The organism is Streptacidiphilus pinicola, from assembly GCF_003258295.1.
In the GTDB taxonomy this organism is placed as follows: Bacteria; Actinomycetota; Actinomycetes; order Streptomycetales; family Streptomycetaceae; genus Streptacidiphilus; species Streptacidiphilus pinicola.
In genome coordinates, this window is sequence record NZ_QKYN01000037.1 from 80,059 (window position 1) to 92,987 (window position 12,929).

The window sequence follows — 12,929 nt, forward strand, 5'->3', positions numbered from 1 at the left end:
CGACACCGCCGCGGTGTGGACCGACGGCGGACAAGACCCGATGAGCACCTTCATGCTCCGGTTCGTCTGCACCGCGAACTTGTGCCGGTCACCACTGGCCGAGCGCATCGCGGTGCTGCGAACGCCTGCGACAGCCGCCGCGAGGAGGTGGCTGGTCGTCACCAGCGCCGGCACACATGCCCGGGACGGCATGGGCATGCATCCGCCGGCGGCCCGCCGTCTCACCTCCATGGGCGCCGATCCCGCGGGATTCAGCAGCCGTCGACTGACCGCCGCCATGGTCGCCGAGGACGACCTGGTGCTGACAGCAGATCTCACCCAACGCGACGCCGTGATCGCGCTCTGTCCGGCCGCGTCCCGGCGCACCTTTGTGATCGGGGAGTTCGCCCGGCTGCTGCAGCACACCGAGGTGCCTCGGGGCCGCGCCGGCGCGGCGGACGGTCCTGCCGAAGCCGCTCGGAACGTCGTCGCCAGGGCTGCCAGGTACCGGGGCAGAGTGCCGTGGCGCGAGCCCGCCCTGGACGAGATCGCCGACCCGGACAGCGAGGCCGCGGTCAGCTTCTGCGCCGAGCAGGTCGACCGTGCCGTGACCCAGATCGTCGTCGCCCTGAGCGGCGTGACGCCCAAGCTGGTCCCCCTATCCACGCGAGCAACGGATCCACGATCATGACAACCGTTCAGATGACCGGGCAGCCATCGACCGACCAGGAGGCTGCCACCCCTCCCCGTGAGCCCGTCCTCGGGTCACCCCTGGTCCATCCCACCGCGGAGGTCGAACCCGGCGCCATCGTCGGCGACGGCACCCGGATCTGGCATCAGGTGCAGATTCGCGCCGGTGCGGTCGTCGGCCTCCAGTGCGTGCTCGGGAAGAATGTCTTCGTGGACGGCGGTGCCGTCGTGGGCGACCGGGTGAAGATCCAGAACAACGTCTCGGTGTACCGGGGCGTCCAGTTGGCCGACGAGGTCTTCGTCGGCCCCGCCGCGGTCTTCACCAACGACCTGCGTCCACGCGCGGCCGGACCCTGGCAGGTGCTGCCCACCACGGTGCACCGGGGCGCCTCCATCGGCGCGGGCGCGACGATCGTCTGCGGCGTCGAGATCGGCGCGCGGGCCATGGTCGGCGCGGGTGCGGTGGTCACCCGGTCGGTTCTGCCGCACCAGTTGGTCGCAGGCAACCCCGCCCGGCCGGCGGGCTGGGTCTGCGGCTGCGGCACGGTGCTCTCCCGCGCCGCGACACGGCCCCCATGTCTCACGTGCGACCGGTGCTCCGCGCCGGAGGCGCCGGCCCGGCCCGCCCCGGAAAGACGCCGGATCGGGAGCGGCATGCCCCAGTTGGGCGCCGAGGAGGAGGAAGCCGTCCTCGCGGTCCTTCGGTCCGGCCGACTGACCTGCGGTCCCAGGGTGGAGGCGTTCGAGCGAGCCTTCGCCGCCACGCACGGAGCCGCCCACGCGGTCGCGGTCAGCAACGGGACGACGGCGCTCGTCGCGGCGCTGCGCGCCCACGGCATCGGCGCGGGTGACGAGGTGATCACCAGTCCGCTGACGTTCGCCGGAACCCTCAGCGCCCTGCTCGAGGCAGGCGCCACGGTGCGCTTCGCCGACATCGGGGAGGACTTCCTGCTGGATCCGGCGGCCGTCGCCGCCGCGATCACACCACGGACCCTGGCCGTCATGCCGGTCCACCTGTACGGCCTGCCCGCGGACATGCCTGCTCTCGGCAGTCTCGCCGAGCGTCACGGTCTCACCCTGATCGCGGACGCGGCACAGGCGCACGGCGCCACGGTGGCCGGGCAGTCCGTGGGCGCCGCCTCGACGGCGGCCTTCTCCCTTTACGGCAGCAAGAACATCACCTGCGGCGAGGGCGGCGTCGTCACCACGACCGACGACCACATCGCCGACCGGCTCCGACTGATCCGCAATCACGGCATGCGCGGCCGGTACGAGCACGTGATGCCGGGCTCGAACTACCGGCTCACCGAGTTGCAGGCGGCGATCGCCACCGTGCAACTGGGCCGGCTGCCCGAGATCAACCGGCGACGCGCCGAGAACGCGGCCCGGCTCAGCGCCGGCCTCGCGGACGTCGCCGGGCTGATCACTCCGTCGCAGCCCACCGGCCGGCTCCACGTGTGGCACCAGTACACGGTCCGGCTCACCGACGAGGCCCGGATCGGACGCGACGCACTGATCGCCGCGCTGGAACAGGCCGACATCGAGGCAAGGGTCTTCTATCCCCGGTTGGTCTTCGACTACGACTGCTACCGGAATCACCCTCGGGTCGCGCACCAGGTACTGCCGACGGCGGAACTGATCAGCGGCCAGGTCCTCTCCCTCCCGATCCATCCGGGACTCACGGCCGCGGACATCGACCGAATCGTGGAGAGCGTGCGGCACGCACTGGGTGTCCAGGCGGGCTGAAGCAACCAGGAGCGCCCTGGCCGGACCGGACAGCAGGTCGGGCTAGGCCCCTGTTTCCGATCCGTGTCAGTCCGTAACGCATACGCAGGGAGGCGAGGTTGGAACGGTATCGGACACCGGGTGGCCCTGCGCGTGAGCCGTCCCGTTCGGCCGGCCAGGCTTTCGCCGGGGTATGGAAGCTCACCGCCGCACTCGGGGCGACCGCCGGTCTGGTGGGTCTGCCCTTGGCAGCGGCGCTCCACCTTGCTCCTGGGCCGTTCTCCTGGCCGACCGGCAGGTCGACCGCGTCCGTTGCGGCGACAGCCGGATCTTCGACTGCCGGGGCTGGACAGCCGGGTTTCCTGCTGCCCTCCGTCGACGGCGGCGGTTACCCGGGCAACTACGGATACATGTACAGCACGCCGATCACGTCCGTTCCGCAGGTGCCAACCGAGGCGATCCCTCCCCTCGTGCTTGCCGGCTACCAGCGTGCCACCCAGGCGCTGGCACTGAGAACGCCCCAGTGCCACCTCAACTGGCCGCTCCTGGCCGGGATCGGAAAGGTGGAGTCGAACCATGCCGGGGGTGGCGAGCTCCAGCCCGACGGCACCGCGGTGGTCCCGATCCTGGGTCCCGAACTGAACGGAACGCAGGGGAATCCGGCCGTCCGCGACACCGACCACGGGGCACTGGACGGCGACGTGGTGTGGGACCGGGCGGTAGGACCCATGCAGATCCTGCCTTCCGTCTGGCGGCGTTGGGCCGCCACGGACCGGCCTGGGGTCGCCCCCAACCCGCAGAACGTCTTCGACGCGACGATGACCGCCGGAGAGCTGTTGTGCGCGGCGGGCGGCGATCTGAGTACTCCGTCGGGTCTTCAGCGCGCCGTGGCCGCCTACCATCACCCGCAGGGATACGCCCAGGCCGTACTGGCCTGGACCGCCCTCTACGCCGCCGAATCGCTGACGGACCCGCTGCCCTGGCCTGCTCAGCCGCCTTCCTGGCCGCTGCTTCCCCCGGGCGCCTCCTCCTCGCCGGCCGCCTTCCCCACGGCCCCGGCGGCCAGCACCGCACTGCCGTCCGCTCAGGCCACCACGCCCTGGGCCGCGCCGTCCTCGGCACACGGCTCCACGGGCACCTCTCGTCCGCCAGGGCCACCCGGCGGCACGCCTGCTCCGGCGACCAGGTCAGCCCGACCGTCGCATTCGCCGGTTTCCGGCCACGCGGCACCTTCGTCGGCGTGCGCCTGCCCACCCAGGAGCACGGCCTCCGACCACCCGCGCGGGTAGCAGGAGGCGGCCGCCGCGCGGACGGAAGGGCCGCGCCCCCACGTGGCCGGCACGACCCCGGACGGCCGGATCGTGTCGATCCCACTCATCTCCCTTACGGAGCTCCTGTGCCCGCCGCGCTGTCCGCGCTCGATGCCTATCGCCGGATCTTCGCCGAAGCCCCCGGCAGTCTCGCGTTCTCCACCGCCGGATTCATCGCGCGGATGCCGATGTCGATGATGGGCATCGGCATGGTCACCATGCTCTCCTCGCTGCGCGGCGACTACGCGCTCGGCGGCGCCGTCTCGGCGACGGTCGCGCTGGCCGCGGCCCTGCTCGGCCCACAGGTGGCCCGGCTGGTCGACCGGTACGGGCAGAGCCGCGTCGCGCTGCGGGCGACCGGCGTGACCGTGATCGCCATGGGCGCGCTGCTGCTCTGCGCCGCGCTGGGCGCCCCGGACTGGACGCTCTTCGTCTGCGCCGTCGCCGTCGGCTGCATGCCCACCATGGGCTCACTGGTACGCGCCCGCTGGGTGCACCTCTACCAGGGCTCGCCGCTGCTGCACACCGCCTACTCCTTCGAGTCGGTGGTGGACGAGATCGTCTTCATCGTCGGCCCGATCCTGGTCATCGGCCCTTCGACGTCCTGGTTCCCGGAGGCCGGGCCACTGCTGGCGACCGTGCTGCTCGGCGTCGGCACGCTGCTGTTCTGCGCCCAGGGCCGGACCGAGCCGCCGGTCCACCCGCACGCCCACGCCGCGGCGGGCCGTTCGGCGCTGCGCACCCGCGGCCTGCTGGTGCTGGTGCTGACCTTCGTCGGTGTCGGCGCGGTCTTCGGCAGCGTCGAGGTGACCACCGTCGCCTTCGCCGACCACCTGCACCACAAGGCGCTCTCCTCGGTGGTGCTCGCGGTCTACGCGCTCGGCTCCTGCATCGCGGGCATCGTCTTCGGCGCGCTGAAGCTCAGGGGCCCGCTCTCGCGGCGGTTCCTGGTGGGCATCGTCACGCTGGGGGTGAGTATGCTGCCGCTCCTATTCGTGAAGAACCTCGTGGCCCTGGCGGCGGCGCTGTTCGTCGCCGGGCTGTCCATCTCCCCCACCATCGTCACGAGCATGGGTCTGGTGGAACAGATGGTGCCGGCGGCCAAGCTGACCGAGGGCATGACCTGGATCGCCACCGGGCTGGCCGTGGGGGTGGCCTTCGGCTCCTCCGCCGCGGGCTGGGTGGTGGACGCCGCGGGCGCCTCCGGCGGCTACTGGGTGACGGTGGCCGCGGCAGGGCTCTCGGTCGCCACGGCGTTCCTCGGCTCTCATCTGCTGCGGGAGCTCTCCGAGGCCCGACGTGCTCGAAGTGGTCGCTTTCGGTGAGCGCAGTCGCCCGGACGCCGAGCTCCGCCCCGCCTCCTCCACGCGCCCGCACACCTGAAGTGATCGCCGGGCTGCGCACGCCGCCAACGCTCGAGGATGACAGGTCCCGGGCGCCTGCTCCCTCGCTCGGGTGGGAGGCCTACCCCGTACCCGACATCGGCGAACCGGCAGCGCGGTCTGTCAACGTCGCTGCCGCAGATGTAAATTCACCTTTTCGGCGAAACGACATCCGGGAATGATCCTTGAACTGCCCTGCATCCAGGGAGAAAAACTCATGCCGGTTTGCTGACGAGACCTCAATTCATCGGGATTACTGGCTTGATGACGGGCGACGACAGGCGTTTGAATCGCCGATCCGTTCCCGTGCTCGGATGACCCGCTGAGCGCGGCCCGCACCCTTTGGGCCGCGCAACGACGCCGACAATCGGTCGACTCGCCCCGACAGGAGGGCCTGCGCACGGCCCCACCCAGGAAGTGCGTGTACGTCGAGCCCTGTCGTCACCCTTCGTATGCTCGTGGCTGCACAGCGCAGTCGGCCGATTGCGCAGGCCATCTCGGCACAGAGCACGGAAGGAGCCCATCGATGAATGACAGACGTCCGGCAGCAGAGGACGGACACCCCGCCTCCGTCGCACCACGGGGTGCGACGGTTCGCGGCCGAAGCCTTGCACGGAGGGCGGCGGTCACGTTCGTGGTGCTGGCCGCTTCATTCGTCTTCGCGCCGACGGCGAAGGCCGCCGACTGCACTCCGGGCAGCTACCCACCCGCACAGTGCGCCGCGGAGGTGAGTTCCACGGTGGTGCCTCAGGGTGGCGCACTGACCGTCACCGGCCCGGGTTTCGCACCCGAGTCGTGGGTGTCCATCGACATCCTGAGCCAGGTCGTCCATCTGAAGACGGTGGAGGCGGAAGGCAACGGCCGGGTGAGGGCTCGGGTGCGCATCCCCGACGACTTCGAGGAGGGGACGCACACCCTGATGCTGACCGGCAGGAACCCGGACGGCTCGGAGCGGCGCCTGTCGGCGACCATTGTGGTCGTGGAGGCCGGCCGGGGCGGGGCCTCGGGAGAACCGGGGAACGACGACCACCACGGTGAGGCCGGTGTCCTGGCCCACACGGGCGCGTCCAACACCGTCGAGATGGGGATCGCGGGCGGGGTTCTCCTCAGCGCCGGTGGCTTGACCCTGCGACTGGTGCAACGCCGTCGGCGGACCCGTGCAAGCTGAGCCGTGCACCAGTGGGGTCGGCGGGCCCAGGCAGGAAGTCCATCCGCGTGATCGACGCGGGCGCCGCCGGCTCCTCTTCTGCGCCTTGGCGCTCTTACTGCCGTCGGCGCTGCTGACGGCCTGGCTGCTGGCACAGGCCTGGACGGCGGAAGCCCACCTCGGTGCCGCCCAGGCGACGGTCGCCCGGCTGCGTAACGAGCTGCTCGGCGGCGCCTCGCCCGCCCAACAGGACCGGGACGTGGTCCAACTGCGCGCGGACACGGGAGCCGCGCGTCGGGCCACGTCCGGCATGTGGTGGAGCGCGATGGCTCGCATTCCGCTGGCGGGGCGGCCGCTCAAGACCGTGCACGGTATCGCGGTGGCCGCGGACGCGCTGGCCACGCAGGTGCTGCCCGAGGTCGCAACCTTGCGCCGGGTCGCCGGACCGGCGGGCCTCGTCCGACAGGACGGCGTCGACCTGGGGGCCCTGACGCAGACCGCACCCGTCCTGGCACGACTCGAGGGCAGCCTCACCGAGGTCCGCCACGGCCTGGAGGCACTGCCCGATGCCACCGGCCTCGGCAGAGTCGACGACGCCCGCGCTCGGCTGACCCGCGACGTCGCCTGGCTGGCCGGAGCGGCCGGCGAGGCGAGGACGGCGGTACGGCTGGCGGTGCCGGCGCTCGGCGGATCGGGCCCACGGTCGTACTTCCTCGGGTTCCAGACCAACGCCGAGGCGCGCGGTACCGGCGGCCTGGTCGGCGCCTTCGGCGTGGTGACCGCGAACCACGGCCGGATCACCGTGCACGACCTGTCCTCCGATGACGCGATGGCCCCGGCGCCCGCGCCCGTGGCCGACCTCGGCGCGGCCTTCGAGGCGCGCTACGGGGCCGCGGAGAGCAGCAGGCTGCTCGCCAACTCCAACCTCTCCGCGCACTTTCCCTATGCCGCGCAGATCTGGACCGGTCTCTGGCGTCGGCGCACCGGGCAGCGGCTCGACGGGGCCATCGCCACCGACCCCGTGGGTCTGGCCCAGCTCCTGGAGGCAACCGGACCCGTGCGACTACCGAGCGGCGAGTTGCTCACCGCGAGCGACACCGTCGCCCTCACCGAGAGCACGTCCTACGCCCGCTACACCGACAAGGCCGCCCGCAAACGCTTTCTCGTCCAGGTCGCGCAAGCCGTCAGTGAGGCACTCCTGCACGGCCGTCATGATCCGGTCTCCTTGCTGCGGGCGCTCGGGCACCTCTCCGCGGACGGCCGGCTCCGGATGTGGAGTGCGGATCCCAGCGTCCAGGCGGCGCTCGAGGGCACCGAACTGGCGGGCATCGTGCCCGAGCGCCCCGGGCCGTACGCGGCCCTCGTGCTGAACAACTCCGCCGGCAACAAGCTCGACTACTACGTCGACCGTTCGCTGCGCTACGACCTGGGTCCCTGCGCCGGGGGCTACCGCACGAGCACCGTGCAGATCCGGCTCACCGACCGGGCGCCGACCTCGGGTCTGCCGAGCTACATCACCCTGCGCTCCGACGACCCGACCCACCCGCACCCGCCCGGCTCCACTCTCGTCTGGGTCTCGTTCTACGCGAGCATGGGGGCACAGCTGTGGGACGCCGAACTGGACGGCCGCCCGCTGCTGATGTCGCCGAGCGAGGAGCGCGGTCATCTCGTGCTGTCCACGGAGGTCGAACTGATTCCCGGCCGCCCCCGCGCAGTGGACCTCCGGCTGCTCGAGCCGGCTTCCTCCGCCGCGCCGGTGGTTCCGGTCCAGCCCTTGGTCCGGCCGCAGACCACGCAGGTGCTCGCCACCGCGTGCTCCTGAGCCCTGCCTCCTCAAAGACCTCGTCCTTGCTCCACCCCCACAGCTCGCTCCGCCGGCCCGGCGGGCGCGGACGTTCGCGACCGCGCCCGCCGGGTCGATTCTGCTTTCGTCACCGACGGTGATGGCGCGAGGACTGCACGAGGTCGACAACACGGAAAGTGCTCAATTCGGACAAATCCCCTTGACTCAGCGTGATCGCTGCAGCAATGATGGGGTCTTGGTTCCGAGTGACCAAACGTGGTGGTTGGCGCTGAGGCGCCCGAGACGGTCGGCGCTCATTTTCTCCGGGCCGGTATGTGCGGGTGGGGCAACGGCGGGGGCATCGCACACCGGGGGCTGGTTCCAGGCCCGTGCGTCACGACACCGTCTCTTCTCATCTCCGCAGGCACCGTTGCGCCAACAGTCGCCCTGCCTAGCGAGCTGACGGTCGATCACCAGACCGTGGTGTGAAGAACCTCGGTGCCCCAGTGGTGGAGTTCCCCTGTGCCGCGTCGCGGCGAAGCCATGCCCGACGACGCCCTACGGGTCCTGCGGAGTCTGTCTTTTGAAGGTCCGAAAGAAGTCTCTCCGTGCTTACACCACCCCGCTCCCTCGCCCTTTTCCGTCGCCGAGGGATCGTCAAGCTGTGCGCCATCATGGCCGCAGGAACGGCCGCCTTCTCCATTCCACTGGTGACGACGATGTCGAGTCCGGCGGCCGCGCTGCAGAAGAGCCCACAGGCGGCCGCCGAGGACGACACCGCCTACATCCAGCAACTGCTCGACAATCCGGTCGGCAACGTGGTGAACCTTCCGTACCGGCCGCCTTCCAACCCGTTCATCATCAGGCCCGGGCTCACCATCCCGCGCGGTGAGGTCATCAGCGGGAACGGCACGACCCTGAGGGTCATGAGCGGCTACGGAAACTACCGCGCCGTCCTGACGGCCCCGGCGAGCTCGGACCTTTCCGGTCTCACCATCAAGGGTGTCGACTTCGACCAGAATTCGGCAGGCAATCCGATTTCCGGCATGTGCGCCTCGACCGGATCGCAGAACTGTCTGTCGCCGGCCTCGCCCCGGTTCGTGCTCGCCGTCCTCTCCGGGACCGGAATAACCATAACCCAGGACACGTTCACCGGCACCAACAACACGAATACGGTTGTGACCGGCGGCGGAACGCACAACGTCATCCTGTCCTACAACACGTTCTCGACCGTGGACAGCCCATGGCACGACCACTCGTCCGTGTACACATCGGGGACCAATACGGAGATCTACGGGAACACCTTCAACGGCAATGCGGCCGTCGCCGCGGCCGTCGAGGTGCACGGCGACCAGGTGAACGTCAGCGCGAACAAGATAAGCGGCTACTACCGCGGATTCAACATCGTGGCTTCTGACACCGTCCTCTCGAACAACACCGTCTACGCGGCCGCGAACGTCGTCGACCTTTTCTCGGTCACGGCGCCCAGCCTGCACAATGTGGCCATCACGCAGAATTCCATCCAGCTCAACCTCCCCTACTGGCGACCGGTGATGCAGTCGCTCGGCCGGGCCATGCCGGCCCCTCAGTACACCCAGTTCGTCATCTACGACGCGGCTTCGACCTACCCGTTCGCCGCCATCAGCATCACGGGGAACAAGTCGATCCCCCTCTCGTGACGTGCCCACTCGCCTGGTCGGGACGTCCGCGTCCCCTCGCAGATCGTCCCCGTCCGGCGAAGCGATGACCATCAGCCCTTCCCGTCCGGCGGAGGAGCCGGCCGCTGCCTCTGGCGCAGGACGATCAACGACCCCAGCGCCACGAGGATGAGCGCTCCCAGAGAGGTGAGTGCGATGGCCCACAGGGGAGTGGTGGCGGCCGGCAGTACGGCGTAGGTGCCGGGACCTGAGTGGATGATCCTGGCCTGGGTCAGCGACGGCAGATCCACCGTGCCGGACCAGAGGACCGAGTCGCCGTTGTGGACGTCCAGGCGGACGCTGCACGGGAGTTGTCCGCTGTGCAGACCTGGAGCATTGACCGGAACTGTGGCCTGTCCGCCGGGCAGGACGGTCTGCAGGACGAGGACGTAGGAGTGGCGTCGGCCGCCCGTGCCGCAGGAGACGGTCCCTGTCGCCTTGGCGAACCTCTGCCCGTCGTTGCTCACGGGGATCAACAGGCGTGGCATGGATCCCATCCAGACCGCTGCCATCGGCGAAACCGTCAGGGCGGTCCTCATACGCGACAGTGGGCCGACGGTGACCGCGACACCCGTGGTGACTCTGTTGACGATGATCGCTTGCGCCGAGGCCTGCCCGTTGGAGCCGACGCGTACCCTCGCGGGCCGATCGGCGGACTCGGCCGTGATACCAGCGAGGTACTGCGCGGAAGCGATGCCGTCGGGAACAGTCACCCGAAATGAGATCATCCGGCGCTCATGAGGAGCCAGACTCACCGTGGCGGGCAGCCCCGTCACCCAGCAACCCGGCCCCGCACACGCTCCAGGAGGGCTCTGATAGGCCGTGCCCGAGTTCGCTGCCGTGATGCCGTTGGAGACGTCCAGCTTCAACTGCTCGGCCACGTCGCCGGTGTTGGTGACGATCACGCTGTCCTGAAGCGATCCCCCGGGCGGCACCGAAAGATCGAAGTACGACCGCGGTGAGCCGGCCGGCGTCGGGGCCGGTGCCAGACCGAAGGTGGCAGGGCCGACGACGCCACTGTCACGTACCGGGCAGGCGGCTGCGGTCCCGGCGGCGGTCATCATCAGGGCGCTGAGGATCGCCACGCCTACCGCGGCCTGCGGGCCACGCGGGTGTGTGACGGGTGACGTGCTCACCGGATCGCCTCCTTGGCGCGGCATGCTCCGCTCATGGCCCCGACACCACCGTCGCAGTCACGGTCGAGGTGTAGGAACCGGCTCTGGCGTTGGCGGGGATGTTGATCCACCATCCGACCGGATGAGCCGCGCTGGCGCCGCCAAGGGTGGCCGGGCCCACGCCGCTGCCAGCCGGATCGTCGTAGACGGTCAGCGGGGTCGGCGTGGAGGCGCCGGTGGTGATGGCGACCGGATAGGCCGTGCTGGAGACCGGAGGCGTGCAGCTGGTCATGCAGATCGAGCTGGGCGCCGTGGTGGCCGTGGGCGAGGACAGACTGCCGGTGAGCACGAGGGTGCCCGAATCGGGCAGGGTGTGGGCGCCGGAGGTGAACGTCGTGGCCGAGACGGTGATGTGCCAGCCCGCGCCCGAGTTGGTCTCGTCGTCCACGCTGAACCGCTGGTCCGCGGCGACGGCGTCGACGGCGCTCTGGTCGGTTCCGGTGAGTGCGGCGGCCCAGTTCAGTGCGCTCGGCGAGGTGAGCTTCAGAGGACCGGTGAACGACACGGCCGGGGTGACACCGGAGTCGATGGGGGTGCTCGGCCCGCTTCTGGTCACGATCTCGGAGGTGTAGGTACCCGCCGTGGAGGTGTTGGTGAGTCCGTCGACCTCGATCGAGAACGCGGTCGGAGTGAGCGTGAGCAGGGAGATGCCCGAGTAGGTCAAGGTCGTCCCGGAGAGGCTCACGCTGCCGCCCAGGCCTGAGGGGGTGACGCTGCCGAGGGTAGGCGTCCCGGCCGTGCCGGGTGGCACCGACATCGTGACCGAGGTGATGGTCAGGCTCGCGGTCGCCGTGGTGAAGGTGAAGGTGTAGCCGGCGTTCGTGGCACCGACGGACGTGGAGGACACTGACCACCCCGGGCCACTGAGCGCTCGGGCGGTGAAGGTCACCCCGCTGCTGGTGGCGGTGTCCACCGCACTCGCTCCGCTGAGGGTGGTGACCGTGGAGGTGTAGCCGCCGGCGGTACCGGTGTTGGTCAGCCCGTTGACCTGGATCGAGACCGCCGTACCCGAGGCGACGGTGGTGGAGGAGAAGGAGTAGGTGAGCGTGCTTCCGGCCAGGGAAGCGCTGCCGCCCGCCGCACTGGCCGGACGCACCGTGCCCACGCTCACGCTCCCACCCGTTCCGGACGGCACCGTCATCGTGACCGAACTGAGCGAGGAGGTCGTCGCCGTGGTGAAGGCGTAGGCGTAACTCGCGCCCGTAGCACCGGTCGTCGTCCTGCTCGCCGTCCACGTGACGGAAGAAAGCGTCGCCGCACTCGCGCGAGGGCCGAGCCAGAGGATGCTCATCACGCACCACACGACCGCCAGTACCCGCCGGCCCAACGGCCGTCGGCCGGACTCGCTCAACCGATCCTCCGTCACTGCGTCCGTCGTCCCCGTTCGGCTTCAGGGTCCGGAGATGACTTCCATGGTGATGGTGGACGTGTAGGTGCCCGCGGCTGCGCCGGCCGGGATGTTGATCCACCAACCGATCGGGCTGGCCGCTGTGCTGCCGCCGATGACGACCTGTCCCAGGCCGGTACCCGCCGCGGTGTCGTAGACCGTGACCGGCGTCGGCGAGGAAGCGGCCGTGGTGACGGCGACGGGGTAGGTGGTCGAGTTGCTCGGCAGGGTGCATGTCCCGGTACAGGTGGCGGATGGTGCGGTGCCGGCGCTCACCGAACTCGTGCTGCCGTTGGTGGAGAACGTGCCGGCGTCGGGAAGGGTGTGCGACCCGCTGGTGAACGTGGTGGCGGAGGTGGTGACGTGCCAGCCCGCACCACTGCCCGTGGCGTCGTCGACGGTGTACTGCTGGTCCGCGGCCGTGGTGTCGACGACGCTCTGGTTGAGGCCGTTCAACGTCGTGGCCCAGGCCAGCGACGACGGCGAGGTCAAGGTCAAGGTGCCCGCGCTCAGCGTGGCGGTACCGGTCAGGGTGCAACTGGTGCCCGCCGCGATCGCCGAACCGCAGGCGACGGCGTTCGCCGTGTCGGGCGGTGCCACGGCGGACCCTGCCGACAACCCACCAACCAGGACCGCCAACGCGCCGAACGCGCG

At 70.3% G+C, this 12,929-nt stretch carries 10 protein-coding genes; 7 read left to right on the forward strand and 3 right to left on the reverse strand.

Annotated elements, in window-relative coordinates:
• Positions 1-40: 40 nt before the first annotated feature.
• From DN069_RS09700 to DN069_RS09725, 7 genes are all read left to right on the forward strand, one after another.
• A complete protein-coding gene (locus DN069_RS09700; RefSeq protein WP_165845453.1) occupies positions 41-670 on the forward strand; it encodes an arsenate reductase/protein-tyrosine-phosphatase family protein in 630 nt (209 codons plus the stop codon).
• Positions 667-2,415, forward strand: a complete 1,749-nt coding sequence (locus DN069_RS40875) for an aminotransferase class V-fold PLP-dependent enzyme (RefSeq protein ID WP_111500474.1) — start codon at positions 667-669, stop codon at positions 2,413-2,415. Before DN069_RS09700 ends, DN069_RS40875 begins: the two co-directional genes overlap by 4 nt.
• 389 nt (positions 2,416-2,804) lie before the next feature.
• Positions 2,805-3,683, forward strand: a complete 879-nt coding sequence (locus DN069_RS41445) for a lysozyme family protein (protein WP_243639047.1) — start codon at positions 2,805-2,807, stop codon at positions 3,681-3,683.
• Positions 3,684-3,790: 107 nt separating this feature from the next.
• On the forward strand, positions 3,791-5,029 hold the full coding sequence (locus DN069_RS41450; protein ID WP_243639048.1) for an MFS transporter: 1,239 nt from the start codon (positions 3,791-3,793) through the stop codon (positions 5,027-5,029).
• Between the two features lie 796 nt (positions 5,030-5,825).
• Positions 5,826-6,254: a hypothetical protein gene (locus DN069_RS09715; protein ID WP_133259872.1), complete on the forward strand. Its 429-nt coding sequence runs from the start codon at positions 5,826-5,828 to the stop codon at positions 6,252-6,254.
• 85 nt (positions 6,255-6,339) lie between these two features.
• A complete protein-coding gene (locus DN069_RS09720; RefSeq protein WP_111500477.1) occupies positions 6,340-8,055 on the forward strand; it encodes a DUF4012 domain-containing protein in 1,716 nt (571 codons plus the stop codon).
• Between the two features lie 635 nt (positions 8,056-8,690).
• Positions 8,691-9,695, forward strand: coding sequence for a right-handed parallel beta-helix repeat-containing protein (locus tag DN069_RS09725; RefSeq protein ID WP_133259873.1), 1,005 nt, complete (start codon positions 8,691-8,693; stop codon positions 9,693-9,695).
• A gap of 71 nt (positions 9,696-9,766) precedes the next feature.
• Here the strand turns inward: DN069_RS09725 and DN069_RS09730 are convergent, their stop codons facing one another.
• The 3 genes from DN069_RS09730 to DN069_RS39980 form a co-directional block, all read right to left on the reverse strand.
• Positions 9,767-10,849, reverse strand: a complete 1,083-nt coding sequence (locus tag DN069_RS09730) for a WxL protein peptidoglycan domain-containing protein (protein WP_165845454.1) — start codon at positions 10,847-10,849, stop codon at positions 9,767-9,769.
• A gap of 31 nt (positions 10,850-10,880) precedes the next feature.
• Positions 10,881-11,993: a hypothetical protein gene (locus DN069_RS09735; RefSeq protein ID WP_111500480.1), complete on the reverse strand. Its 1,113-nt coding sequence runs from the start codon at positions 11,991-11,993 to the stop codon at positions 10,881-10,883.
• 285 nt (positions 11,994-12,278) lie between these two features.
• Positions 12,279-12,875, reverse strand: a complete 597-nt coding sequence (locus DN069_RS39980; RefSeq protein WP_165845455.1) for a WxL domain-containing protein — start codon at positions 12,873-12,875, stop codon at positions 12,279-12,281.
• Between the last annotated feature and the right edge of the window lie 54 nt (positions 12,876-12,929).

Coding starts and splice junctions, on each gene's coding strand:
- DN069_RS09725 (WP_133259873.1), top strand. CDS start 8,691: ATGGCCGCAGGAACGGCCGCCTTCTCCATTCCACTGGTGACGACGATG.
- DN069_RS41445 (WP_243639047.1), top strand. CDS start 2,805: ATGTACAGCACGCCGATCACGTCCGTTCCGCAGGTGCCAACCGAGGCG.
- DN069_RS40875 (WP_111500474.1), top strand. CDS start 667: ATGACAACCGTTCAGATGACCGGGCAGCCATCGACCGACCAGGAGGCT.
- DN069_RS09700 (WP_165845453.1), top strand. CDS start 41: ATGAGCACCTTCATGCTCCGGTTCGTCTGCACCGCGAACTTGTGCCGG.